At 64.0% G+C, this 23,292-nt stretch carries 24 protein-coding genes and 1 tRNA gene; 16 read left to right on the forward strand and 9 right to left on the reverse strand.

The features are described from left to right. Both DM806_RS07560 and DM806_RS27180 read left to right on the forward strand, forming a co-directional pair. Positions 1-1,174 (forward strand): UDP-glucose dehydrogenase family protein (locus DM806_RS07560; RefSeq protein WP_179042625.1); only part of this gene is annotated, 1,174 nt, incomplete at its 5' end. Next, positions 1,171-1,299, forward strand: a complete 129-nt coding sequence (locus tag DM806_RS27180; protein ID WP_256869160.1) for a hypothetical protein — start codon at positions 1,171-1,173, stop codon at positions 1,297-1,299. The genes DM806_RS07560 and DM806_RS27180, both read left to right, overlap by 4 nt. A gap of 42 nt (positions 1,300-1,341) precedes the next feature. Here DM806_RS27180 and DM806_RS07565 read toward each other — a convergent pair whose 3' ends face one another. Next, positions 1,342-2,247 (reverse strand): hypothetical protein, encoded by a 906-nt coding sequence (locus tag DM806_RS07565; protein ID WP_179042626.1) that lies wholly within the window; start codon positions 2,245-2,247, stop codon positions 1,342-1,344. 142 nt (positions 2,248-2,389) lie between these two features. Beyond that, the gene (locus DM806_RS07570; RefSeq protein WP_179042627.1) at positions 2,390-3,238 is read right to left on the reverse strand and encodes an ABC transporter permease; all 849 of its coding nucleotides are present in this window, start codon (positions 3,236-3,238) and stop codon (positions 2,390-2,392) included. A gap of 117 nt (positions 3,239-3,355) precedes the next feature. Between DM806_RS07570 and DM806_RS07575 the strand changes: the two genes are divergently transcribed. Continuing rightward, positions 3,356-4,036, forward strand: coding sequence for a GcrA family cell cycle regulator (locus DM806_RS07575; protein WP_179042628.1), 681 nt, complete (start codon positions 3,356-3,358; stop codon positions 4,034-4,036). Between the two features lie 74 nt (positions 4,037-4,110). On the opposite strand, the gene DM806_RS07580 is transcribed toward DM806_RS07575, so the two are convergent. After that, complete coding sequence (locus tag DM806_RS07580) at positions 4,111-4,950, reverse strand: outer membrane protein (protein ID WP_179042629.1); 840 nt, start codon at positions 4,948-4,950, stop codon at positions 4,111-4,113. A gap of 158 nt (positions 4,951-5,108) precedes the next feature. Between DM806_RS07580 and parE the strand changes: the two genes are divergently transcribed. Then, the gene (parE, locus tag DM806_RS07585; RefSeq protein WP_179042630.1) at positions 5,109-7,085 is read left to right on the forward strand and encodes a DNA topoisomerase IV subunit B; all 1,977 of its coding nucleotides are present in this window, start codon (positions 5,109-5,111) and stop codon (positions 7,083-7,085) included. A 46-nt stretch (positions 7,086-7,131) separates the two neighbouring features. Continuing rightward, positions 7,132-8,409, forward strand: coding sequence for a class A beta-lactamase-related serine hydrolase (locus DM806_RS07590; protein WP_256869161.1), 1,278 nt, complete (start codon positions 7,132-7,134; stop codon positions 8,407-8,409). Here the strand turns inward: DM806_RS07590 and DM806_RS07595 are convergent. Further along, the gene (locus DM806_RS07595; protein WP_179042631.1) at positions 8,390-9,061 is read right to left on the reverse strand and encodes a uracil-DNA glycosylase; all 672 of its coding nucleotides are present in this window, start codon (positions 9,059-9,061) and stop codon (positions 8,390-8,392) included. The two genes, DM806_RS07590 and DM806_RS07595, sit on opposite strands and share 20 nt — an antisense overlap. A 23-nt stretch (positions 9,062-9,084) precedes the next feature. Here DM806_RS07595 and folK point away from each other — a divergent pair, with 23 nt between their 5' ends. Continuing rightward, positions 9,085-9,591: a 2-amino-4-hydroxy-6-hydroxymethyldihydropteridine diphosphokinase gene (folK, locus tag DM806_RS07600; protein ID WP_179042632.1), complete on the forward strand. Its 507-nt coding sequence runs from the start codon at positions 9,085-9,087 to the stop codon at positions 9,589-9,591. 42 nt (positions 9,592-9,633) lie between these two features. Next, positions 9,634-9,709 (forward strand) — tRNA-Lys (locus DM806_RS07605). Between the two features lie 125 nt (positions 9,710-9,834). Here DM806_RS07605 and DM806_RS07610 read toward each other — a convergent pair. Beyond that, positions 9,835-10,878, reverse strand: coding sequence for an extracellular catalytic domain type 1 short-chain-length polyhydroxyalkanoate depolymerase (locus tag DM806_RS07610; protein WP_179042633.1), 1,044 nt, complete (start codon positions 10,876-10,878; stop codon positions 9,835-9,837). 351 nt (positions 10,879-11,229) lie between these two features. Between DM806_RS07610 and DM806_RS07615 the strand changes: the two genes are divergently transcribed. Then, entirely contained in the window at positions 11,230-11,910 is a 681-nt protein-coding gene (locus DM806_RS07615) for a GNAT family N-acetyltransferase (protein ID WP_372859403.1), read from the forward strand. A gap of 124 nt (positions 11,911-12,034) precedes the next feature. On the opposite strand, the gene groL is transcribed toward DM806_RS07615, so the two are convergent. Both groL and groES read right to left on the reverse strand, forming a co-directional pair. After that, positions 12,035-13,678: a chaperonin GroEL gene (gene groL / locus DM806_RS07620; protein ID WP_179042634.1), complete on the reverse strand. Its 1,644-nt coding sequence runs from the start codon at positions 13,676-13,678 to the stop codon at positions 12,035-12,037. A 127-nt stretch (positions 13,679-13,805) separates the two neighbouring features. After that, entirely contained in the window at positions 13,806-14,093 is a 288-nt protein-coding gene (groES, locus tag DM806_RS07625; RefSeq protein ID WP_179042635.1) for a co-chaperone GroES, read from the reverse strand. A 507-nt stretch (positions 14,094-14,600) separates the two neighbouring features. Here groES and yghU point away from each other — a divergent pair. Beyond that, the gene (gene yghU, locus DM806_RS07630; protein ID WP_179042636.1) at positions 14,601-15,470 is read left to right on the forward strand and encodes a glutathione-dependent disulfide-bond oxidoreductase; all 870 of its coding nucleotides are present in this window, start codon (positions 14,601-14,603) and stop codon (positions 15,468-15,470) included. Between the two features lie 129 nt (positions 15,471-15,599). On the opposite strand, the gene DM806_RS07635 is transcribed toward yghU, so the two are convergent. After that, positions 15,600-16,211 carry an NAD(P)-dependent oxidoreductase gene (locus DM806_RS07635; protein ID WP_179042637.1) on the reverse strand — a complete coding sequence of 204 codons (612 nt, stop codon included), beginning with the start codon at positions 16,209-16,211 and terminating at the stop codon, positions 15,600-15,602. Positions 16,212-16,317: 106 nt separating this feature from the next. On the opposite strand from DM806_RS07635, the gene DM806_RS07640 reads away from it, so the two are divergent. After that, positions 16,318-16,707: a winged helix-turn-helix transcriptional regulator gene (locus DM806_RS07640; RefSeq protein WP_179042638.1), complete on the forward strand. Its 390-nt coding sequence runs from the start codon at positions 16,318-16,320 to the stop codon at positions 16,705-16,707. Between the two features lie 77 nt (positions 16,708-16,784). Continuing rightward, a complete protein-coding gene (locus DM806_RS07645) occupies positions 16,785-18,596 on the forward strand; it encodes a DUF885 domain-containing protein (protein WP_179042639.1) in 1,812 nt (603 codons plus the stop codon). Between the two features lie 48 nt (positions 18,597-18,644). Here the strand turns inward: DM806_RS07645 and DM806_RS07650 are convergent, their stop codons facing one another. Further along, positions 18,645-20,129, reverse strand: coding sequence for a replicative DNA helicase (locus DM806_RS07650; protein ID WP_179042640.1), 1,485 nt, complete (start codon positions 20,127-20,129; stop codon positions 18,645-18,647). 113 nt (positions 20,130-20,242) lie between these two features. On the opposite strand from DM806_RS07650, the gene DM806_RS07655 reads away from it, so the two are divergent. Genes DM806_RS07655 through DM806_RS07675 form a run of 5 tightly spaced genes read left to right on the forward strand, consistent with a single transcriptional unit; the run spans position 20,243 to position 23,225 of the window. Next, positions 20,243-20,725, forward strand: coding sequence for a UPF0262 family protein (locus DM806_RS07655; protein WP_179042641.1), 483 nt, complete (start codon positions 20,243-20,245; stop codon positions 20,723-20,725). 13 nt (positions 20,726-20,738) lie between these two features. Beyond that, positions 20,739-21,422, forward strand: a complete 684-nt coding sequence (locus DM806_RS07660; RefSeq protein WP_372859365.1) for a GH25 family lysozyme — start codon at positions 20,739-20,741, stop codon at positions 21,420-21,422. Next, a complete protein-coding gene (locus DM806_RS07665) occupies positions 21,422-21,880 on the forward strand; it encodes a cytidine deaminase (protein ID WP_256869162.1) in 459 nt (152 codons plus the stop codon). The genes DM806_RS07660 and DM806_RS07665 overlap by 1 nt, the downstream gene beginning before the upstream one ends. A 5-nt stretch (positions 21,881-21,885) precedes the next feature. Beyond that, positions 21,886-22,440: a dCTP deaminase gene (gene dcd, locus DM806_RS07670; RefSeq protein WP_179042643.1), complete on the forward strand. Its 555-nt coding sequence runs from the start codon at positions 21,886-21,888 to the stop codon at positions 22,438-22,440. A gap of 14 nt (positions 22,441-22,454) precedes the next feature. Next, the gene (locus DM806_RS07675) at positions 22,455-23,225 is read left to right on the forward strand and encodes a metallophosphoesterase family protein (protein WP_179042644.1); all 771 of its coding nucleotides are present in this window, start codon (positions 22,455-22,457) and stop codon (positions 23,223-23,225) included. The last annotated feature ends 67 nt before the right edge of the window (positions 23,226-23,292 follow it).

The following is a 23,292-nucleotide window of genomic DNA, read 5'->3' on the forward strand; positions in this document are numbered from 1 at the left end:
CGAGCCGGGCCTCGACCAGCTGGTGGGCAGCAATGCGGCGGCCGGCCGCCTGACCTTCACCACCGATCTGGCAACCGGCGTCAAGGGCGCGGACGCGATCTTCATCGCCGTCGGCACGCCCTCGCGCCGGGGCGATGGCCATGCCGATCTGTCCTACGTCTATGCTGCAGCGCGGGAGATCGTCGAGGCGCTCGACGGCCCGGCGGTGATCGTCACCAAGTCGACCGTGCCCGTGGGCACTGGCGACGAGGTCGAGCGGATCGCCCGCGACCTGCGCCCCGATCTCGACATCCAGTGCGTGTCGAACCCTGAATTCCTGCGCGAAGGCGCGGCGATCGGCGACTTCAAGCGGCCCGACCGCGTCGTCGTGGGCACCACCGGCTCGGAACGCGCGATCGCGGTGATGAGCCAGGTCTACCGGCCGCTCAACCTCAACCAGGCGCCGCTCATGTTCACCGGCCGTCGCACCGCCGAGCTGATCAAATATGCCGCCAACGCCTTCCTGGCGACCAAGATCACCTTCATCAACGAGATGGCCGACCTGTGCGAAGCGGTCGGCGCCGAGGTGCAGGACGTGTCGCGCGGCATCGGCCTCGACAATCGCATCGGCTCCAAATTCCTGCACGCAGGGCCGGGCTATGGCGGCTCCTGCTTCCCCAAGGACACGCTGGCGCTGGTCAAGACCGGCCAGGATCATGACGCCCCCAGCCGCATCGTCGAGACGGTGGTGCAGGTCAACGACCTGCGCAAGCGGGCCATGGGCCGCAAGATCGTCAAGGCGCTGGGCGGCGACGCCCGCGGCAAGACGGTCGCGCTGCTCGGCCTCACCTTCAAGCCCAACACCGACGACATGCGCGACGCGCCCAGCATCGCCATCGTCCAGGCGCTCGAGGATGCCGGCGCGAAGATCGTCGCCTATGATCCCGAAGGCATGGAGGTCGCCGCGCCGATGATGCCCGGCGTCACCATGGCGAAGGACGCCTATGAGGCCGCCAGGGATGCCGACGCCCTCGTCCTCGTCACCGAATGGGATATCTTCCGCGCCCTCGATCTGAAGCGCCTCGCCGGTTCGATGAACGGCAACGCCCTCGTCGACCTGCGCAACATCTACCCCGTCGCCGAAGCCGCAGAGGCCGGCTTCTCCCTCTCCCGCGTCGGTGGCGCGGGGATTTGATCTGGCCATGGGAGGAAGGGTGCGGCCATGAACGCGCCCTTCCCCGCATCCGTCACTGGATGATGTCGGCGGCGATCCTTCTCATCATGGGGATCGCCGTTCCCCTTTTCGCGGGCTTCGCCTGACAAACAGGGACGGCAGGACGATGTCCGCCGTCCCCTTTCGGCCTATTGCGCGGCGACCGGCTGAGCCTGCGCCTCGGCCGCTGCGTTCGCCTCTGCAAGGACATCGGTGTAGAGCTGGCAATAATCGACATAGGCTGCCTTGTTCTTCTCCCACAGGCGCCGGATATTGTCGGTCAGCTGGTAATTTTCGATCGTCATCGCCCGGATCGCGACCGCCGGCTTGAGGCCATGGAAATGGACCATGCTCGCCGCCTCGTTCACGCCCCAATAGGGCTTCCAGTTCATCTCCAGCGGCAGGCGATCATATTTGTCGCCGAAAAAGTCGTTGAAGCTTTTCTGGTCATGTGGCGGCGTCTGGAAATTATTGGTCAGCCGATGCCGGATATTCTCGCGAAATTCCGAATGGATCGCCCGCATGTTCGCGACATTGATGACCATCACGCCGGAATTGAAATAGGACCAGTTGTCCTTCGAAAATTCCGGGGCCACCGCGATATAGGTGGGATAGTCCGCGACACTGATTTCCTTGCGGAACAGCACGTCGCAATCGGCATAGAGGACATATTCATCCTCCGTCTCGATCAGCGGAATATCCACCCGCAGCCAGTGCCCCAGGAATTTCCTGTACCGGTCGCCATAGCCGATCTGCAATTCCTTCTCGAACGAGACCTGGTGATGGACGATCGTGGCGCCCAGCCTTTCCAATATTTCCAGTTCGGGAACCGGATCGCCGGCATAGAGCAGGATGGGCTGGAGCCCGGCATAGCTGTAGCAACTGTGAATCGCGACCTTGAGCAGATCGAGATTGGCGCTGATGCCGCTTTGGTTGATGGAGAGATAGCATTTCCTGATCGTCATCTGCTGACCCTGTGCTGCCGCGATGGCGCTGCCCGAAGGGACATGGCCCGTCCAACGGCCGATCGACCGCAAGGCAGGCTTGAGCACCATGGTGAAGGGAAGCCCGCTCGATGGATCGCTACAGGCAGACGAAACGCTAACAGGCGCGCGCCATCTTTGCAAATCTGATCAGTAGAGAATATATTTCATGGAGAGCCGGCGCAGGCGAACCGCCGCCGGCCCCTCGACGGGATCAGGCCTTGATCTTCCAGCCCCGGCGCAACAGCGTGTAGCACAGGCCGCCAAGGACCAGGTTGAGCGCCAGCAGCACGATGCTGCCCGTCACGACATTGGTATCCGCCGCCGCGACGAAGCCGTAACGAAAGCCGGAGATGATGTAGAAGAAGGGGTTGGCGTGGCTGATCCCCTGAAAGAAAGACGGCAACCGATCGATCGAATAGAAGGTGCCCGACAGCAGGGCGAGCGGGCCGATCACGAAATTGGTGATCGCCGCGCCATGGTCGAACTTGTCCGCCCAGATCGACGTCAGGACACCGAGGAACGCAATGAAGCTGGTGCCGAGCAGGCCGAACCAGACCACCGCCCACAGATGCGCCGGGGCCACATGCACGCCCGGCCAGGCGGCCATGGCCAGCCACAGGGCGCAGCCCACCAACACCGCGCGCGTCACCGAGGACGCCGCCAGCGCGAACAGCAATTCGCCGACCGAGATGGGCGGCATCAGATAGTCGACCAGCGTGCCCTGCACCTTGCCCACCATCAGCGAGAAGCTGGCATTGGCGAAGCAGGCGTTGATCATCCCCATGATGATGAGGCCGGGCGCAATAAAGTCGGCAAAGGGCACCGCCTCGCCCCGCAGCGTCACGGTGCGCCCGCTGCCGCCCAGCGCGACGATGAAGATGATGAGAAACATCAGCGTCGTGATCGCGGGCGCCCAGACGGTCTGGAGCTGCACCTTCATGAAGCGGCGCACTTCCTTGCGGTAGAGCGCCCAGGTGCCGGCCCAGTTCACGTTGCGGATCTGCGGCACCCCCGGTTCGGCAAACAGCGATTCGGCGGCAATTTTGGGCTGGTCGTTCATGGGCAGATCGACTATCGGCTGGTCCGTTATGCTGCAAGGGGTCAGGTCCAAGGATTTGAACCTGCGTGGCGAGCTTCCCATATAGGAAGCCATAGACGAATTGTGAGGAGTTTTTCATTGTCCTGGACCGACGAGCGTATCGACCAGCTCAAGGCGATGTGGGAACGCGGCCTGACCGCCAGCCAGATTGCGGACGAACTGGGCGGCGTCAGCCGTAATGCGGTGATCGGCAAGGCGCATCGCCTGGGCCTGCAATCTCGCCCTTCGCCGGTGAAGGCGAACGAAGCGCCCAAGAAGCCCGCACCGCCGCGCAAGCCCGCCCCCGAAGCCGACACCCCCCGCGCCGCCGCGCCGATCGCGCCACCGCCAGCGCCGCCGCGTCCCGCCGCGCCCGTCGCGCCGGCTGCGCCCGCCGCGCCTGTCGCCGCAGCATCGGCCGATGCCCCCCCGCCACCGCCGCAGCCGCGCATCGTTTCGGTCGGCCCCGGCGGCTTCCTGCGCCAGGGTCCGGGCGACCAGCAGGCCCCGATTCCGCCCGCACCGCCGCGCCGCCTGGTTCCAGCCAAGCCCAGCCCGGAAATCGCCGACAAGACCAGCCTGCTCGACCTGACCGAGCGGATCTGCAAATGGCCGATGGGGCATCCGGGCGAGCCGGATTTCCATTTCTGCGGCGAGCAAGTGAATCCCGGCTTCCCTTATTGCGTCGAACATTGCGGCCGTGCCTATCAGGCGCAACTGCCGCGCGGCACGCGCCGCCCGCCCCCGCCGATGCCCTTCGGCGGCCCGCGCGTCCGCTGACGCCGTCCCCCGATCCAACAAAAAGGCCCGGCTTCCTATCGGAAGCCGAGCCTTTTTGTCGTACTTGATTTCGATCAGAAGCGGTAGCTGGTGGTAACCATCACGCTCTGCGTGTCGAACTTGTCGCCACGATTGATGCTCGCGCCGCCCGAGGGGGTGATGCGGAACGGATTGGTCGCTGCAGCCGTGCCTGCACCGACATCGACGCGATAATCGCCGACATTGTAGCGGGTCCACAGATAGCGCGCGCCGATCGAGAAGTGGTCCGAAACCTTGGCTTCGACACCGCCGCCCATGTTCCAGCCCCAACCATCTTCTTCCGCATTGTTGCGCGTGAAGCTGTTGGCGGTGTTGCTGGTGCGGAAATAATTCTGGACGCGGGCGTAGGACAGGCCGCCGGTGATGTAGGGCATGATGCCGCCGGGCGTGGTGTAACCCAGACGTGCGCGCAGATTGGCGTTCCAGTCGATCGAACGACGCATCGTATAATAGGCCGGCGTGGTCGAAAACTCGCTGACCTTGTCGTCGATAAAGGCGCGGCCGCCTTCTGCGACGACACCGGCGACGATGTTGCCGAACTGCTTGTCATAACCCACATGACCCATCCAGCCGATGGCGTTCTTGTCGGAATCGCAGCCGCTGGCCGGGGTGACGCCCCGTGCTGCACCGCCGCAGGTTCCCGGCGAAAAGGCGTTGGCGCCGCTCCCCGTGCGAACAACATCGTCAAATTCGCCATCCGCGTCCGTATCGAAACGCAGATGTTCGCCGCCATCCTTCTTTTGCCAGGTCTTGCCAAACGACACCCCGACATAGGGGCCGGTCCAGTCCACCCCTCCATTGTCCTGGGCAAGGGCCGGCGTCGCCAGGGCGAACGCCAGCGTGGCGCCAAGCGGCGCGATTGCGATCAACTTCATGGAAAATTCTCCTCACCTGCGCGGTCATTCATCCCGCAATCGGCAGGCCAACGACCCACGTCACAAATTTGTTGCAAACCAATTTGTTAGTTTTCATTGCCGGTGTAGTTTTCGCGCAACGCTTGCGCCTGCTGCACGCCCGCTTATAGCTTGGTTCCATGTCCGAAGACCTGTTCGCCGCCAACACCCCGCCCGCGCAGCAATATGACGCTTCCACCATCGAGGTGCTGGAGGGGCTGGAGCCGGTTCGCCGCCGCCCCGGCATGTATATCGGCGGCACCGACGAGCGCGCGCTGCATCACCTTGCCAGCGAAGTGCTGGACAACAGCATGGACGAAGCGGTCGCCGGCCATGCCACCCGGATCGAGGTGACGCTGGAAGCGGGCAATCGCCTGACCATCACCGACAATGGCCGCGGCATCCCGGTCGACCCGCACCCCAAATTTCCCGACAAGTCGGCGCTGGAAGTGATCCTCACCACCCTCCATTCGGGCGGCAAGTTCGAAGGCAAGGCCTATGCCACGTCGGGCGGCCTGCATGGCGTCGGCATTTCTGTAGTCAACGCCCTGTCGACCAGCACGATCGTTGAAGTCGCGCGCAACAAGGAACTGTTCCGCCAGAGCTTCAGTCAGGGTCTGCCGCAGACGGCGCTGGAGAAAGTCGGCGCCGCCCCCAACCGGCGCGGCACCTCCGTCGCCTTCGTCCCCGACATCGAAATTTTCGGCGAACAGAAGTTCAAGCCAGCCCGCCTCTACCGCCTTGCCCGGTCGAAAGCCTATCTGTTCGCCGGCGTCGAAATACGCTGGAAATGCGACCCCTCGCTGATCGGCGACGATACGCCGGCCGAGGCCGTGTTCCAGTTTCCGGGCGGCCTTGCCGATCACCTCAAGGAACAGGTTGGCGATCGCGACTGCGCGACCACGCAATTTTTTGCGGGCAGTCAGGATTTCCCCGGCATTGCCGGTCGCGTCGAATGGGCGGTCGCCTGGCCGCTCTGGTCGGACGGCTCCTACAGCTGGTATTGCAACACCATCCCGACCCCTGACGGCGGCACCCATGAAGCCGGCCTGCGCGCCGCCCTGGTCAAGGGTATCCGCGCCTTCGGCGATCTGGTCGGCCAGAAGAAGGCGAAGGACATCACCGCCGACGACATCATGACGTCGTCGGAGATCATGCTGTCGGTCTTCATCCGCGATCCTCAGTTCCAGAGCCAGACCAAGGATCGCCTGACCAGCCCGGACGCCGCGCGACTGGTCGAAAATGCCGTGCGCGATCATTTCGACCATTTCCTGACCGACCATATGGACCGGGGCAAGGCGCTGCTCGCCTATGTGCTCGACCGCATGGACGAGCGCCTCAAGCGCAAGCAGGAGAAGGAGGTCAAGCGCAAGACGGCCACGAACAGCCGCAAGCTGCGCCTACCCGGCAAGCTGACCGACTGCTCCAACGACGATCCCGAAGGCGCTGAAATCTTTCTGGTCGAAGGTGACTCGGCGGGCGGCTCGGCCAAACAGGCGCGCGACCGCAAAACGCAGGCGATCCTGCCATTGCGCGGCAAGATCCTGAACGTCGCGTCGGCGAACACGGCGAAGATCCTCGCCAATCAGGAAATCGCCGACATGATCCTGGCGCTGGGCTGCGGCACCCGAAAGGACTGCAATCCCGACAATCTACGCTATGAACGCATCGTCATCATGACCGACGCCGACGTCGATGGCGCGCATATCGCCACGCTGCTGATGACCTTCTTCTTTCAGGAAATGCCCGAACTGGTGCGGCGCGGCCATCTCTACCTCGCCCAGCCGCCGCTCTATCGCCTCGTCGCCGGCGGCAAGAGCCTCTATGCCAAGGACGACGCCCATCGCGAGCAACTGATGGCCAAGGAGTTCAAGGGCAAGAAGGTCGACGTCAGCCGCTTCAAGGGGCTGGGCGAAATGAACCCGATGCAGTTGCGCGAAACCACTATGGACCCCAAGACGCGGATGCTGATCCGCATCACCCTGCCCGACGATATCGAGGACCGGCAGCAGGTGCGCGACCTGGTCGACCGGCTGATGGGCACCAACCCGGCCCACCGCTTCGCCTTCATCCAGGAAAATGCCGCGGCGGTGGACGGAGAAGCGATCGACGCGTGAGGATAGCGGGCGCCCCCGTCCCTGGCGGCTTTGAGGGCGTTTAGCCTTGGCGCTCCGCTTCCTGGCCATGCTGCTGTTGGCTATGGCCTTCTTGCCTGCCCCTTCGCGCGCGACCTCAACGCCCGCCTACCAGAGCCGCGCCGAACAGTTGCTCCGCATCCTCGGCGGCCCGGGTGGCGAGGAAGACTTCTTCGCCCCGTTGTTTCTTGACGCCGTTCCCATCGACCGCTGGCGCGCCATCGCAGCGGGCCTGCGCACCGAACATGGCCGGCCCGTTGCCTTGGGCGCCGTTCGCACCGAGAGCGCAACCGCCGGCCAGGTCGAAATCCGCTACGAGCGCGCCACGATCGGCTTCACCCTGGTCGTCGCTCCCCAATCGCCCCATCGCGTGATCGGCCTGCACATTGTCGGGGCGCGCACCGCCAACGACAGTCTGGACAAGGTCATGGCCGACATCGTGGCCCTGCCCGGCACGGCCGCTTTCGCCGCCGCCCGACTCACCGACGCCGGGCCGCAATGGCTGCGCACCCATCGCCCCGATGCGCAGATGGCGACCGGCTCCAGCTTCAAGCTATTCATCCTCGCCGAACTGGCACGTGCCGTCACCGCGCGCGAACGACGATGGAACGACGTCATCCCGCTCGGCCCCAAGAGCTTTTCCGGCCGCCTGCTCACCTGGCCGGACAAGGCGCCCATGACCCTCCACAGCCTGGCCACCGCCATGATCGCCGAAAGCGACAACAGCGCCAGCGACACGCTGCTGCGCGCGCTGGGACGCGACAGGGTGGATGCGATGCTGGCCACGACCGGCCATGCCGATGCGAACAAGGCCTTGCCGCTGCTGGCCACCGCGGAAGCCTTCGCACTCAAGATGCCTGCCAATGCAGACCTGCGCCAGCGCTACGAAGCCGCTTCGCCGGAGGCGCGCCGCGTCCTGCTGCGCGAGGCTGAATCCCGTCTCACGGCAGCCAGCGTGGACGTGGGCAGCGTCGCCGAAGTGCCGACGGCAATCGACAGCATCGAATGGTTCGCCTCGCCGCAGGATATGGTCGGCCTGCTCGACTGGCTGCGCTTCCATGGCGGCGATGCGCTACCCATCCTTGCCGTCAATCCCGGTATCGCCCCGGCCGATGCGAAGCGCTGGCGCTATCTGGGCTACAAGGGCGGCAGCGAGCCGGGCGTCATGGCGATGAATTTCCTGCTACAGGCCCGGAACGGCGGCTGGTACGCTGTCAGCGGAAGCTGGAACAACCCGGCGGCGCGGGTCGACGAGGCTCGGTTCGTCGCCCTGATGACGCGGGCGCTCAATCTGCTGGCGGACTGACGCCCGCGATTGCGACCGCTCTGGCAAAGACGGCGTCGAACATCGCCGCCGTCAGTCGGCCGACATTCTGATTGTAGCGGGAGCAATGATAGCTATCGATCAGCATCCGCCCGTCGGGCATCCGATGTTCGGCCAGATGAGCGAAACGAGCCTTGGGCAGCTTGCCGCCCAGCACCTTCACCGCCGACTGATGCGCAATCTCGCCCAGGGCGATGAAGGTGCGCGCCCGCGGCAGGGCCGCCACCGCCTGCGCCAGGAAAGGCCGGCAGCTATGAACCTCCTGCGGAACCGGCTTGTTGTGCGGCGGCAGGCATTTGACGGCATTGAGGATGATGGCGTCCCGCAACCGCAGCCCGTCATCCGGCCGCCCCTCATATTGCCCCTCGGCCAGCCCGTGCCGGGCCAGCGTTGAGAAGAGCAACTCGCCGGCTTGATCCCCGGTAAAAGGTCGCCCGGTGCGGTTGGCGCCCTGCCGTCCGGGCGCGAGGCCGATGATGGCGATCCGTGCTTCCGGATCGCCGAAGGCCGGCACTGGCGCATTCCACCAGTCGGGATGCTCGACGCGGCAAGCCGTTCGCAAATCGACCAGGCGTGGGCAATGCGGGCAGTCGCGGGGCGGCTCGGTTTCGGGCAAGGGGCTTTCCAGGATCATCGGGAGCAGATAAGCGCTTGAGCATGGCGGACACAACCCATCTCTATGCGCTGACGCTCGGATCGAACCGCCCCCTTTCCGCGCGCCGCGCGCCCGCCAGACTGCTCGACGAAGCCGCGACGCTGATCGGCGAGCAGGCGCGGGTGATGGCGATATCGCCCACGATCCTGACGCCGCCGCTCGGTCCGTCGCTACGCGTCTTCGCCAATGGCGCAATGCTGATCGAGAGCGTGCTGCCCCCGCTCGCCATGCTGGCATTCCTCCAGTCGATCGAGAGACGGCTCGGGCGCCGCCGCCATCGCCGCTGGGGCGCACGCAGCATCGATATCGACATCATCCTCTGGTCGGGCGGGACCTGGCGCGATCGGGCGCTAACGATCCCCCATGCGGCGTGCCGCGACCGCAGCTTCGTCCTGACCCCGCTGATAGCCATTGCACCGGGCTGGCGCGATCCCGTTACCGGCCTTGCCGTGCGCCATCTTCATGCCCGTCTGCAAAAAGCGACACCAAAGCGCGCGACAAGAGGTTGACCATCCGCCCCGCCCCCTTTAGGGCGACCTCCACCTCCTCGGGGGCCCTTAGCTCAGTCGGTAGAGCAACTGACTTTTAATCAGTAGGTCGCTGGTTCGAATCCAGCAGGGCTCACCATCCATGGCAACATATGGCGTTGCCCTTGCGTGATGGATGGCGACTTCGGAAAATCGATACCAGGTGCGGCCCTATATTCGTAGGGGCTGGCCGTGGCGATTCGCTTGTTCCACTGAACGACTGGCCTATTTTGATCGCTTGCGTGACAGGAAGAAGCGCAGCATTTCGCGTGACGCATCCGGCCCTGCGGGATCGGCATGCGATCCGGCCGCACTGCCGCCAGACCAGCGATGGCCGCCGCCATGAATGGTCCAGTCTTCCAGCAGGGTTTCTCCCGCGGGATTGCGGTAGATCCGGCGCGTGTAATGGCGGCCTCCCTGCGACAGGCCGCTTTGGGTGCGCGACAGGAGCGGCCCTGCCGTCGAGCGTTCGAGATTAGTCAGGAAGCCCGTGGCATTGGAAGGATGGACGACCCGATCATTGTCGCCATGAAAGACGATCGTGGGCAGCTGGCGCGGCAGTTTGCCGGTGGGACCGGGACCATTCCTGCCCCGCATCGCGGCGATGGCGCCGCTGAGCGAGCGGACATTGCCCCTGGGCACGCCGGAATGGACACCGACTGCGACATAGAGGTCAGGATAGGCGGCGCCGATGATCGCCGCCGCTGCGCCGCCTGCGGAGATGCCCGCTATATAGACGCGCGCCGGATTTGCCCTACCCAGAGCAATGGCATGGCGGGTCAGCGCGGCAATGATGGCCGGCTCGCCCCGGCCGCGCTCCTGATTGGCGGGGTCGTGCCAGTTCCAGCAACGCCCGAAATTCGCGGCAGTCGATTGTTGCGGATAGAGTATGAGGACGCCCAATTCATCCGCCAGCCGGTTCATGTCGGTCCCCGCCGCAAAATCCGTCGCGGTCTGCGAACAGCCATGGAGCATCACGATGAGCGGCATCCGGCGTCGCGCCGACCCTCTGGGCGTATAAAATCGATAGCTGAGGGCGCCTTGGCGGCAGTTAAATTCCTCATCCAGAAATGTTCCGGGTGCGGGCCGTGGGAGAGTTTTCGACGAAGCCCTGACGCGGCCGGACGAACTCGCTGTCTTGGACCGTTTCGCGCTCGTCCTGGCCGGGGAAGGCACCAATGCCTTCTGCAGAGCAAGAGCGGCCGAGAGGGGACGCCGCTTTTTGACCAGTTTGCCGGCCTTGATCATCGCCCCGAACAGATCAGCCATTCATGCTCCATTGCCAAGACGACATCATGCACCACCAACGACCGCAAAACAGGATCGATCCGGAGAGGATCGCTGGAACGCGCAGCCGACAGCCGGAGGTTCGATAGCCCCCCGCCCATCGGTATCGCCTGATCCCGCCGGCAATGGGCGCCTTCGCTTCTTCGCGGCCCACTGCATGAAACTTGCCCGGCTTCATGACAATATCATGTCCTGCCCACACCGGGCGAATGGATTCCAGCTGCAACGGACGCACTGTGAATCGTGCGCGAGACGATCGGTCTGGGGAATTGCCTGTCCTGCCCTGCCCGGTTTATGCCCGAACCATCGATCCTTTTCAGACTGGAGGCCTTTATCCATCCGCTCGATCATCCCGTTTGGCACGCGCTTCAGTCCGGCTGGTCCGCATTGGCGCAAGGCGGCGACCAGGCCATGCGCCTTGACCCGCGCTACGGCCCCTTTGCTGCAACCGCCGAAGGCAATGGGGCGGCGTTGCACGCCCTTGTTCCGCAGGATGGCGAATTGTGGCTGGTCGGGCGGGATGCGGAGATCGCTCCGTCGCCGGCCCTGCATGTCGCGCGAACCGCATTGCTGGCGCAGATGGTCGCGCCCCGACCGGCGCCCGCCAGCGGCCCCGCCCCTGACTGGCATCCTCTTGGCGAGGAGGATGCGGTGGCAATGCAGGAACTGGCGCTGCTGACCAGGCCCGGTCCCTTTCGCCAACTCACCCATCGGCTCGGCCGATTCATCGGCGTTCGCGAGGGCGGCCAGCTGGTGGCGATGGCGGGAGAGCGGATGCGGATGCCGGGCTATACGGAGGTCAGCGGCGTGTGCACGCATCCCGACTGGCGCGGACGAGGGCTGGCAGGCACCCTGATGCGTATCGTGATGCAGGCCATGCTGGAGCGGGGCGAAACCCCTTTCCTTCACGCCTACGCGGCGCATGACAAGACGATCGCGCTCTACCGGACGCTCGGGTTCGAAGTTCGGGCGGAACTGCCGATGATTGTCATCACCCATCCCCCCACAGCCTGATACCAGCTGCCCCCGGATGGGCGGCACGCCACGATCCGGGGATGCTATCGCGCCGTGGGACAGAATAAAAAAGCCGGCGGATCGCTCCGCCGGCCTCTTCATTCCGATATGGAAGGCGAAGGATTTAGAAATCCATGCCGCCCATGCCACCCATGCCACCCGGCATCGCGGGCATAGCAGCCTTGTCTTCCGGCAGTTCCGAAACGGCGGCTTCGGTGGTGATCAGCAGACCAGCAACCGAGGCAGCGTTCTGGAGCGCGGTGCGCACGACCTTGGTCGGGTCGATGACGCCGGCGGCGACCAGGTTTTCATAGGTGTCGGTCGCAGCGTTGAAGCCGAACGAGGTGTCGTCCTGATCCAGCAGCTTGCCCGAAACGACGGCGCCGTCCTGGCCCGCATTGCTGGCGATCTGGCGAACCAGAGCGGTCAGCGACTTGCGGACGATGTCGATGCCGCGAGTCTGGTCGTCATTCTCGCCCTTCAGGCCGTCCAGGGCCTTGGTGGCATAGAGCAGAGCCGTGCCGCCGCCGGGGACGATGCCTTCTTCGACAGCCGCGCGGGTCGCGTGGAGAGCGTCGTCGACGCGGTCCTTGCGCTCCTTGACTTCGACTTCGGTCGCGCCGCCGACCTTGATGACGGCCACGCCGCCAGCCAGCTTCGCCAGACGCTCCTGGAGCTTCTCGCGGTCATAGTCCGACGTGGTGACTTCGATCTGCGCACGGATCTGCTCGGTGCGGCCCTTGATCGAGTCATGGTCGCCAGCGCCGTCGACGATGACGGTGTTGTCCTTGTCGATGGTGACGCGCTTGGCGGTGCCGAGCATCGCGAGCGTGACGTTTTCGAGCTTGATGCCGAGGTCTTCCGAGATCACTTCGCCCTTGGTCAGGACGGCGATGTCTTCCAGCATGGCCTTGCGGCGGTCGCCGAAGCCAGGCGCCTTGACCGCAGCAACCTTCAGGCCGCCGCGCAGCTTGTTGACGACCAGGGTCGCCAGCGCTTCGCCTTCGATGTCCTCGGCGATGATGAGCAGCGGACGGCCCGACTGCACCACGGCTTCGAGGATCGGCAGGATCGACTGCAGGTTCGACAGCTTCTTCTCATGGATCAGGATGAATGGATCGGCCAGTTCGACCGCCATCTTTTCCGGATTGGTGATGAAGTAGGGCGACAGGTAGCCGCGGTCGAACTGCATGCCCTCGACGACGTCCAGCTCGAATTCGAGACCCTTTGCCTCTTCGACGGTGATGACGCCTTCCTTGCCGACCTTTTCCATGGCTTCGGCGATCTTTTCGCCGACTTCACGGTCGCCATTGGCGGAGATGATGCCGACCTGGGCGACTTCGTTCGAACCCGAAACCGGCTTCGAGCGGCCCTTGATGTCCTCGACGACCTTGCCGACGGCGATGTCGATGCCGCGCTTCAGGTCCATCGGGTTCATGCCGGCGGCAACCGACTTCATGCCTTCGCGCACGATGGCCTGGGCCAGGACGGTCGCGGTGGTGGTGCCGTCACCGGCGATGTCGTTGGTCTTCGAAGCAACTTCGCGGACCATCTGGGCGCCCATATTCTCGAACTTATCCTTCAGTTCGATTTCCTTGGCGACCGAAACACCGTCCTTGGTGATGCGGGGCGCGCCGAAGCTCTTGTCGATGACGACGTTGCGGCCCTTCGGCCCCAGCGTCACCTTGACCGCGTCGGCCAGGATGTCGACGCCGCGCAGGATGCGCTCACGAGCGTCACGCGAAAACTTTACGTCCTTCGCTGCCATGATCTTTACCTCTCTTGAGAATTGCAAAACTTGCGAAGTTCACACCGTTGCAGGTGTTGAAAATCCGCCGAAATCTGGAATGGATACCCGGTTCGCAGCTTGGCCGATCAGGCCGAGCCGGCTGGCGTCAGCCAACGATGCCGAGGATATCCGATTCCTTCATGATGAGCAGGTCTTCACCGTCGACCTTGACTTCGGTGCCCGACCACTTGCCGAACAGCACGCGATCGCCGGCCTTGACGTCCAGCGGCGTGACCTTGCCGTCTTCGGCCTTCAGGCCGGTGCCGACGGAGACGATTTCGCCTTCCTGCGGCTTTTCCTTGGCGGTGTCGGGGATGATGATGCCACCGGCGGTCTTCTCTTCAGCCTCTACGCGGCGGACGAGAACACGGTCGTGCAACGGACGAAATGCCATGTTGATTGCCTTTCCCTTGGCGTTTGGGATCAGAGTGAGCGCATGGGAAGCCGGGATCCTGTCCCGAAATGCCCTGTCCGCCCGTCCTTCTCCCGATGAACCCTTCTCTGTTAGCACTCACTGACCGTGAGTGCTAGCGGCATGCATATGGAAAAGTCATTCCGCTGGTCAAGAGCGCAGGCGCGGAAAATTTTCAAGCTCCTGTGCCCGAATGCGACATGGCCAGCGGTGCGGCGCCATATAGGCATTTTCGTCCCCATGGTCATCGCCTGCGCGACGGGTTGCGCGGATATTGCGGTTGGTCCTGATAGAGGTCGTATGAAGAAGCCTTGATGACAACGACGCCGCGCGCTGCCGGCAAAGGCGTCATGACGGACGGAGTCGAGAGGATGCCCCACGCCGCGATCGCCGGGAGAAATAATCATCGATAGTTGAGGATGGCTCGGTTGCGGGTGGCGGAGCCGCTTCCTACCTGCGGGCGAGATTTCACCATCGGAGCCAGCCCGCATGACCGACAGCTATACACCGCCCAAAGTCTGGACCTGGGACAAGGAGAGCGGCGGCGCCTTCGCCAATATCAACCGTCCGATCGCCGGGCCGACCCATGACAAGGTGCTGCAGGTCGGCAAGCATGCGCTCCAGCTCTATTCGCTCGCCACGCCCAACGGGCAGAAGGTGACGATCCTGCTGGAGGAATTGCTGGAGGCCGGCATCAAGGATGCCGACTATGACGCCTGGCTGATCCGCATCAGCGACGGCGACCAGTTCGGCAGCGGCTTTGTCGACGTGAACCCCAACAGCAAGATTCCCGCGCTGATGGATCACAGCGTCTCGCCGCCGCAGCGCGTGTTCGAATCCGGCGCGATCCTGCTCTATCTGGCCGAGAAGTTCGGCAAGTTCCTCCCTACCGATCCGGCGAAACGGACCGCCGTGCTGAGCTGGCTGTTCTGGCAGATGGGCGCCGGCCCTCTGCTGGGCGGCGGCTTCGGCCATTTCTTTGCCTATGCGCCGGAAAAATATGAATATCCGATCAACCGCTACACGATGGAAGTGAAGCGGCAGCTCGATGTGCTCGACCGGCATCTGGCCGAGAATGACTATATGGCGGGCGACGAATATTCGATCGCCGACATGGCGATCTGGCCCTGGTATGGCGGCGTCGTGCTGGGCCGCGCCTATGACGCGGCGGAGTTCCTGGATGCGCAGAGCTATAAGCATGTGCTGCGCTGGGCGAACCAGATCGACGCGCGCCCGGCGGTGAAGCGCGGGCGCATGGTCAACAAGGCGAACGGGCCGCTGGAGTTGCAGTTGCACGAACGCCATGACGCCGGCGATTTCGAAACGAAGACGCAGGACAAGCTGGAAGGGGCGGCTTAAGACCATATTTGACTGCAAGATCCAACGTCATTCCGGCCTTGAGCCGGGATCCCGCTTCTTCCTTTTACGCCCCGAAGAAAAGCGAGACCCCGGCTCAAGGCCGGGGTGACGACATCGGATTACCGCCTCTCAATAGCCCACGGTGAACCGGGCGCGGCTGTGCCGGGACTGCTCGATCTCGTCGACGAGCGCGATGGCATAGTCGGCATAGGAGATGCTGCTGTTGCCATCCGCATCGACCAGCAATTCGTCCTTGCCGAGGCGGAAGCTGCCCTTGCGGTCGCCGACGAAGAAATAGGCGGAGGGAGAGAGGAAGGTCCAGTCGATATCCTCCACCCCGCGCAGATAGTCGAGGAAGGCCGCGCCCTTGCCCGCTTCGGCCTTGTAGGCATCGGGAAAGTCCGGCGTGGTGATGAGGGCGACGCCCGGCGCGACCTCAAGACTGCCGGCGCCGCCGACCACCAGATAACGGGACACGCCCGAGTCCCGCACCACGCCGACCAGCGACGCCGGGTCGGTGTCGGAGAACATGACAGCGCTCACCACGGCATCATGGCCGCGGAGGGTGTCAGCCAGCGCCGCCGGTTCGTTGACATCGCCCGCGACGGCCGTGACGCCTTCGACCGCGCTGGCATTTCCAGGATGGCGCGAAATGGCCGTCACCTGATGGCCGCGCCGGGCCAGTTCCGCGCCGATTTCCTTGCCCGCGCGGCCGCTGCCGCCGATGATCGCTACCTTCATGACTATGTTCCTTAGTGGTTACTGATGGAAACCAGATAGCGATTACGATATCAGGGTCGCAAGAAGGCACCTTGCCATCACCTGGTTACGCCGAGGATACCGCATCATGACCGCTCCCCAGTCGCTTCGCACGGGCGACGCCTATAATCCCGACTGTCCGACGCGGCAGATTCTCGACCGGATCGGCGACAAATGGGCGGTGCTGGTGCTGCTGACGCTGAAGGACGGGCCAGTACGGTTCAACGATCTGCGGCGGCGGATCGGCGCGATCTCGCAAAAGATGCTGTCCCAGACGCTGAAAAGCCTGGAGCGCGACGGACTGGTCAGCCGCGCCGCCTTCCCGACGGTTCCTGTGACGGTGGAATATGCGTTGACGCCGCTGGCGGGCGGGCTGATCGGCATATTGGACCAGATCACCCGCTGGGCCGAGGCGCATGTGGGGGATATCATGGCGGCACGGCGCGCGCATGATGGCGAGGATGCGCTGGCGGCATAACCCTGCTCCAAGACGCTGGACGAAGCGTTTCAAGGGCTTAAGACAGTGCGCGGTCAAGACATAAGGGAGTCGCCACCATGGACCGCCGCCAGTTTCTCTCCACCGCCGGGGCCGCCGCGATCGCCGGTGCTGCCCCCCGCGCCTTCGCGCAGGTCGCGGGCAATGACGATGCGCGCCTGTCGGCCGCCTTCGCCGCCATCTTCGAGCGCGCGTTGGACCTGTCGCCGGGCATGGTCACGAGCCTTGGCCTGGACAAGGGCGCGCGCGCCGGGGCGAAGAGCCTGCTCGACGACAACAGCAAGTCGGGCATGATGAAGAAGCTGGCCGCGACGCAGGCGGCGATCAAGGAATTGCAGGGCTATGAGGCGGCCAGCCTGTCCGACGCGCAGCGGCTGAACCTGGAGGTGGTGCTCTATTCGCTGGGCCAGCAGGCGATCGCGCCAGCGACCTTCGGCCTCAACAGCGTGCAGCGGCCCTATCGCATCTTCCAGCAGGGCGGCAGCTATTTCCAGACGCCCGATTTCCTGAACACCGCGCATGTGATCAACGCAGCCGCCGATTGCGAGGCCTATGTCGCGCGGCTCGACGCTTTTGCGCGCAACCTGCGGACTGACACTGCGCTCCAGCGGGACGAGGCGGCGCGCGGCTATCTGGCGCCGGGCTGGTCGCTGGACCTGACACTGGGGCAATTGAAGAAGCTGCGCGGACAGCCCGCAGCGGACAGTTCGATCGTTCAGTCGCTGGTAAAGCGCGCCGCCGCCAAGGCCATCGCGGGCGACTGGCAGGGTCAGGCGACGGGGATCGTCGAGAAGGCCATCTATCCCGCGCTGGACGAACAGATCGCGGCGATCGAGGCGCTGAAGGGCAAGACGGCGGCGGGCGACGGCGTATGGCGGACGCCGCGCGGTGACGAGATTTACGCCGCTGCGCTCAGCCAGGCGACCACCACCAACCTCAGCCCCGATCAGGTCCATGCCATGGGGCTGGAGCAGGTCGCGGACCTGAGCGAGCAGCTTGACGTGATCCTGAAAGGTGCGGGCCGCGCCAATGGGACGATCGGCGAGCGGCTGGCGGCGCTCAATGTCGATCCGGCGCAGCTTTATGCCGACAGCGCCAAAGGGCGCGCGGAATTGCTGGCGCAGCTCAATCGCGACCTCGATGCAATGAAAGCCAGGCTTCCCAATGCCTTCACTACCATTCCTGACACCGTGCTGGAAATCCGTGCGGTGCCGGTGGAGATTCAGGATGGCGCGTCGAACGGCTATTATAACCGGGCGGCGCTGGATGGATCGCGACCGGCCATCTACTTCATAAACCTCAAGGATGTCGGCGACTGGCCGAAATATGGCCTGCCGTCATTGACCTATCATGAGGGCGTGCCGGGGCATCATCTCCAGATCTCGACCGCGCAGAATGCAGGCGACGTGCCGATGCTGCGCAAGACCGCCTTCATGAGCGCCTATACCGAGGGCTGGGCGCTGTATGCCGAGCAGCTGGCCGACGAACTGGGCGGCTATGCGACGCCGATCGACCGGGCGGGCTATCTCCAGTCCTTCCTGTTCCGCGCGGCGCGCCTGGTGGTCGATACCGGCATTCATGCCAAGAAGTGGAGCCGCGCGCAGGCGACCGACTATATGGTCGAGAAGACCGGCTTCGCCCGCCCCCGTTGCCAGCGCGAGGTCGAGCGTTATTGCACCCAGCCGGGGCAGGCGACTAGCTACAAGGTCGGCCATGGCGTCTGGAGCAAAGCCCGCGCGGCGGCGCAGGCGGAGCTGGGCGATGCCTTCGATATCAAGCAGTTCCACGCCATTCTTGAGGAAGGCGCCATGCCGCTGTCGATGCTGGAGAAGCGGGTCGCCGCTCGGGCGAAGGCGGTGAAGGGCGCCTGATCGCACAACCACCGTTCGCTTCGAGCGAACGGTGGTCAAGTGGTCGGATTATTCGTAATCCAGATCCTGATAGCTGTCGTCCGCAATGTCGGAGAAGCGGGTGATCTTGGCGTCGAACTTCATGCGGATGCGGCCGGTGGAGCCATGGCGCTGCTTGGCGACGATCACTTCGGCCAGGCCGTAGATCCGCTCCATATTTTCCTTCCACGTGGCATAGGCAGCTTCGTCGTCGGGCTTGGGTTCCTTGGCGGCTTCGTAATAATCCTCGCGGAACACGAACCATACCATGTCCGCGTCCTGCTCGATCGAGCCGGATTCGCGAAGGTCGGACAATTGGGGGCGCTTGTCTTCGCGCTGTTCGACCGCACGGCTGAGCTGCGACAGGGCCAGAACCGGGACATGAAGTTCCTTAGCCAAGGTCTTCAAACCACGGGAAATTTCGGAGATTTCATTGACGCGATTCTCGTTTCCGCGCCCGGTGCCCTGAAGCAACTGAAGATAGTCGACCACGATGAAGCCGATGTCGTGGCGACGCTTCAGACGACGCGCCCGTGTGCGCAGCGCCGCGATGGTCAGGCCCGGCGTATCGTCGATGAAGAGCGGCAGTTCCTGAAGGTCGCGGGCGGCGCGGGACAGGTTCTGGAAATCCGCCCGGCTGATCTTGCCCATGCGGAGCGCTTCGCCCGAAATGCCCGACTGTTCGGCCAGAACGCGGGTTGCGAGCTGGTCGGCTGACATTTCGAGCGAGAAGAAGGCGGTCTTGGCGCCCATATTCTTTTCCGCCGGAATGCCGTCGGCATTGTCGCGCAGCCAGCGCGACGCGGCATTATAGGCGATGTTGGTGGCGAGCGACGTCTTGCCCATGCCAGGACGGCCAGCGAGGATCATCAAGTCGGAATTGTGAAGACCACCTATCTTGGCGTTCAGGCTGTTGATGCCGGTGGTGATACCCGACACATGGCCGCCGCTGTTGAGCGCGCGTTCGGCCACCTGCACGGCAGCGGTGGATGCGGTGAGGAAACTCTTGACCGAACCCGTCTCACCCTCGCCCTCGGACACCTTGTAAAGCGCGACTTCGGCCGCTTCAATCTGTTCGCGGGGATTAACATCCTCGCTGGTGTCCATTGCATTTTCAACAAGTTCACGTCCAACGCTGACAAGCTGTCGCAGCAACGCAAGGTCGTAGATCTGGCTCGCGAAATCGCGCGCCCCGATCAGCGCCGCGCCATTGCCGGTCAGCTGCGCCAGATAGGCCGCGCCGCCAAGTTCCTTGAGCGCCGGATCCTGCTCCAGCATCGGTTTCAGCGTCACCGGGTTGGCGACCATGTCCTTGTCCAGCAGGCGCATGATCGCGTCGTAAATGCGTCCATGGAGCGGCTCGAAATAATGTTCCGACTTGAGTTTGAGCTGCACGTCCTCGGCAATGCGGTTGTCGATCATGATCGCGCCCAGAAGCGCGGCTTCGGCCTCGACATTGCGCGGCAGTTCGGTTCCGCCGGTTTCGGCGGCATTGAGTTTCAACAGTTCGACCATGCGCCCTCTTTCCTCTCCCGCATCGTTCCATGCAAGGGGCCAATCCGAACCATCTGTGGATAAGTCCCCCTTGCATTTCAGCGCGCGCCGCCGCACTGACTGTTCGCTCCATCATGGCTGATCCGCGCATCATAGACATCCAGCTCGACCAGCGCACGATATTGTGGCGCAATGCCGACGTGGAGCAGGAACGACGCATCGCGATCTTCGACCTGCTGGAGGATAATCACTTCGCTCCGCAGCGCGAGCATGGCGACGGCTACGACGGCCCCTACAAGGTGCTGCTGCGGGTCGAGGAAGGCCGGCTGGTGATCGAGATCAACCGGGAGGATGACAGCCCGCTGGAAGCGATCATCCTGGGTCTGGGCCGGTTCCGTCGTCCGATCCGCGACTATTTCGCGATCTGCGACAGCTATTATCAGGCGATCAGCAATGCGTCGCCCCAGCAGATCGAGACGGTCGACATGGCCCGCCGCGCCATCCACAATGACGCTGCCGAAGTTCTGAAGGAACGGCTGGAAGGCAAGATCGAGGTCGATTTCGACACGGCACGGCGACTTTTCACGCTTATCTGCGTGCTGCATATCAAGGGGTAAGACGATCAGGGTTGTGACTTTGGGGGGCCTGCTGTTCCGTATCGGGGCGGGACTGGCGGTGATTGCGGCGCTTGCTTTGGGGCTTTGGCTCTACGCGCGCGCCTGGGCGCCGAGCCGCGACCAATTTCCGGTGCAGGGTGTCGCGATCTCCTCAGATAATGGCACGGTCGAATGGGGTACGCTGGCGGCGCAGGGGACCGATTTCGCCTATATCCGCGCGGCTTTCAACGGCACGCAGCGCGACCCCGCCTTTGCCGCCAACCTGCGCGGCGTTCGCACGGCTGGCATGCGCTATGGCGCGCTCATCGATTTCAGCCTCTGCCGTCGTCCGAGCGACCAGGCGACCGCCTTCATGACCACGGTGCCGCGCGACAATGCCGCCCTGCCCCCGGTCATCCGCCTCGCCTTTGAGCCGGGATGCAAAGCGCGGCCGGGGCGCGACCAGCTGCTGTCCGATCTCAATACGCTCATCAACCTGATCGAGGGTCAGGCCGGCAAGCCCGCGCTGCTGAACCTGACCGAGGATTTCGACAAGGCCTATGATATCGGGTCGGGCATCAACCGCACGCTCTGGCTGGATGGCAATTTCTTCCCGCCCGATTATGCCACCAAGCCCTGGGTGATGTGGACAGCCAGCGACATGCGGCATATCGACGGCGTCGATGGTCCGGTACGATGGAATGTGGTGACGCCCTGATGCCCGAAGACAATGACGTTCAGCAGCTGATCGCCGCCGCGCGCGCGGCGATGGCGAACGCCCATGCGCCCTATAGCCGCTTTGCGGTGGGTGCGGCGGTGCGGCTGACCGACGGCAGCATCGTCACCGGCTGCAATTTCGAAAATGCCAGCTACGGCCTGTCGCTGTGCGCGGAAACCGTGGCGCTGGCGAGCGTCAACGCGCAAGGGCGTTTTGCCGACGTGGCCGAGATCGCCGTCGTGGGCGGCGCGATGGACGCCGGCGAAGAGGCGCTCGTTACGCCCTGCGGCCGGTGCCGCCAGATCATGAACGAGGCGGAGCAGATGGCGGGGCGCACGCTCTCCATCTATTGCGCCACCCCCAGCGGCGACCGGGTGCTCGACCTGCGCGTAGCCGATCTCCTTCCCCATGCCTTCGGTCCGGCGGACCTGGGCATCGGCCCCACCCAGAAAAGCTGAGACCCATGGCCATTCTTTCCGACAAGTGGATTCGCGAGCAGGCGCAAAAGACGGGCATGATCGAGCCGTTCGTGGAGAGCCAGCGGCGCGAAGGCTGCATCAGCTACGGCCTGTCCTCCTATGGCTATGACGCGCGGGTGGCGGACGAGTTCAAGATCTTCACCAATGTCGACAGCACGATCGTCGATCCGAAGGATTTCGATCCTAAGAATTTCGTCGACCGCAAGACCGACTGCTGCATCATCCCGCCCAACAGCTTCGCACTGGCCCGCACGGTCGAATATTTCCGGGTGCCGCGCGACGTGCTGGTGATCTGCCTTGGCAAGTCCACCTATGCGCGGTGCGGCATCATCGTCAATGTGACGCCGCTGGAGCCGGGCTGGGAAGGCCATGTGACGCTGGAATTTTCCAACACCACGCCGCTGCCCGCCAAAATCTACGCCAATGAGGGCGCCTGCCAGTTCCTGTTCCTTCAGGGCAATGAGCCGTGCGAGGTCAGCTATGCTGACCGCGCCGGCAAATATATGGGGCAGCAGGGGGTGACACTGCCCCGCCTGTAAGTAACATAGGCGGAATGAGTTTCTGGCGCATTGGCAAATGGCTTGAGGCCGAGCCTGATGACCGCCCCCCGCCCCATGCGGGCGAGGATGTGCGCCTTTACGCCATAGGTGATATTCATGGCCGGCTGGACCTGCTGGAGCAGTTGCTGGGCCTGATCGCAGTCGACTGCCTGACACGCGGGCCGATGAAATCGCGTCTCATCCTGCTGGGCGATCTGGTCGATCGCGGCCCGGCTTCACGCCAGGTGGTCGAGCGGGTGATGGCGCTCGTCCGACAGGAAGACGCGCTCTGCCTCAAGGGCAATCACGAGGAACTGTTCCTCCATGCCGCCTATGGCGATGAGCGCGTGATCCCGACCTTCCGCCGCGCCGGCGGCGCACAGACGCTGGCCAGCTACGGTCTGGCGCAGCACCGGTTCGAGGAGATGGCGGATGTGGAGGTCGCCCAGTGGATGCTGGCCAATATCCCCCGCGCGCATGTCGATTTCCTGGACGACCTGCCCGATAGCCAGGTAATCGGCGACTATCTGTTCGTGCATGCCGGCATCCGCCCCGGCGTGGCGATCGCCGACCAGAGCGCGGCCGATTTGCGCTGGATCCGGCGCGAGTTTCTGGACCATTCGCGGCCCCATCCCAAGATGGTGGTCCATGGCCACAGCATCACCCAGGACGTCGATGAGCGATCGAACCGGATCGGCATCGATACCGGCGCCTATTTTTCCGGACGCCTGACCGCGATCGGGCTGGAAGGCAGCGCCCGCTGGTTCCTTCATACGGGCGACTGACGACGGCATGACGCCGGGCCGGCATGTTCTGACAATAGGCCTATTTCTCATAACAATATCAGTAATA

It is taken from the genome of Sphingobium lactosutens (assembly GCF_013393185.1).
GTDB lineage: Bacteria > Pseudomonadota > Alphaproteobacteria > Sphingomonadales > Sphingomonadaceae > Sphingobium > Sphingobium lactosutens_A.

What these genes read in the sequence shown, in the direction of transcription:
- DM806_RS07565 (WP_179042626.1), bottom strand. Translation starts at nt 2,247, where the DNA reads ATGGTGCTCAAGCCTGCCTTGCGGTCGATCGGCCGTTGGACGGGCCAT.
- DM806_RS07570 (WP_179042627.1), bottom strand. Translation starts at nt 3,238, where the DNA reads ATGAACGACCAGCCCAAAATTGCCGCCGAATCGCTGTTTGCCGAACCG.
- DM806_RS07580 (WP_179042629.1), bottom strand. Translation starts at nt 4,950, where the DNA reads ATGAAGTTGATCGCAATCGCGCCGCTTGGCGCCACGCTGGCGTTCGCC.
- parE (WP_179042630.1), top strand. Translation starts at nt 5,109, where the DNA reads ATGTCCGAAGACCTGTTCGCCGCCAACACCCCGCCCGCGCAGCAATAT.
- DM806_RS07595 (WP_179042631.1), bottom strand. Translation starts at nt 9,061, where the DNA reads ATGATCCTGGAAAGCCCCTTGCCCGAAACCGAGCCGCCCCGCGACTGC.
- folK (WP_179042632.1), top strand. Translation starts at nt 9,085, where the DNA reads ATGGCGGACACAACCCATCTCTATGCGCTGACGCTCGGATCGAACCGC.
- DM806_RS07610 (WP_179042633.1), bottom strand. Translation starts at nt 10,878, where the DNA reads ATGGCTGATCTGTTCGGGGCGATGATCAAGGCCGGCAAACTGGTCAAA.
- groL (WP_179042634.1), bottom strand. Translation starts at nt 13,678, where the DNA reads ATGGCAGCGAAGGACGTAAAGTTTTCGCGTGACGCTCGTGAGCGCATC.
- groES (WP_179042635.1), bottom strand. Translation starts at nt 14,093, where the DNA reads ATGGCATTTCGTCCGTTGCACGACCGTGTTCTCGTCCGCCGCGTAGAG.
- yghU (WP_179042636.1), top strand. Translation starts at nt 14,601, where the DNA reads ATGACCGACAGCTATACACCGCCCAAAGTCTGGACCTGGGACAAGGAG.
- DM806_RS07635 (WP_179042637.1), bottom strand. Translation starts at nt 16,211, where the DNA reads ATGAAGGTAGCGATCATCGGCGGCAGCGGCCGCGCGGGCAAGGAAATC.
- DM806_RS07640 (WP_179042638.1), top strand. Translation starts at nt 16,318, where the DNA reads ATGACCGCTCCCCAGTCGCTTCGCACGGGCGACGCCTATAATCCCGAC.
- DM806_RS07645 (WP_179042639.1), top strand. Translation starts at nt 16,785, where the DNA reads ATGGACCGCCGCCAGTTTCTCTCCACCGCCGGGGCCGCCGCGATCGCC.
- DM806_RS07650 (WP_179042640.1), bottom strand. Translation starts at nt 20,129, where the DNA reads ATGGTCGAACTGTTGAAACTCAATGCCGCCGAAACCGGCGGAACCGAA.
- DM806_RS07655 (WP_179042641.1), top strand. Translation starts at nt 20,243, where the DNA reads ATGGCTGATCCGCGCATCATAGACATCCAGCTCGACCAGCGCACGATA.
- DM806_RS07665 (WP_256869162.1), top strand. Translation starts at nt 21,422, where the DNA reads ATGCCCGAAGACAATGACGTTCAGCAGCTGATCGCCGCCGCGCGCGCG.
- dcd (WP_179042643.1), top strand. Translation starts at nt 21,886, where the DNA reads ATGGCCATTCTTTCCGACAAGTGGATTCGCGAGCAGGCGCAAAAGACG.
- DM806_RS07675 (WP_179042644.1), top strand. Translation starts at nt 22,455, where the DNA reads ATGAGTTTCTGGCGCATTGGCAAATGGCTTGAGGCCGAGCCTGATGAC.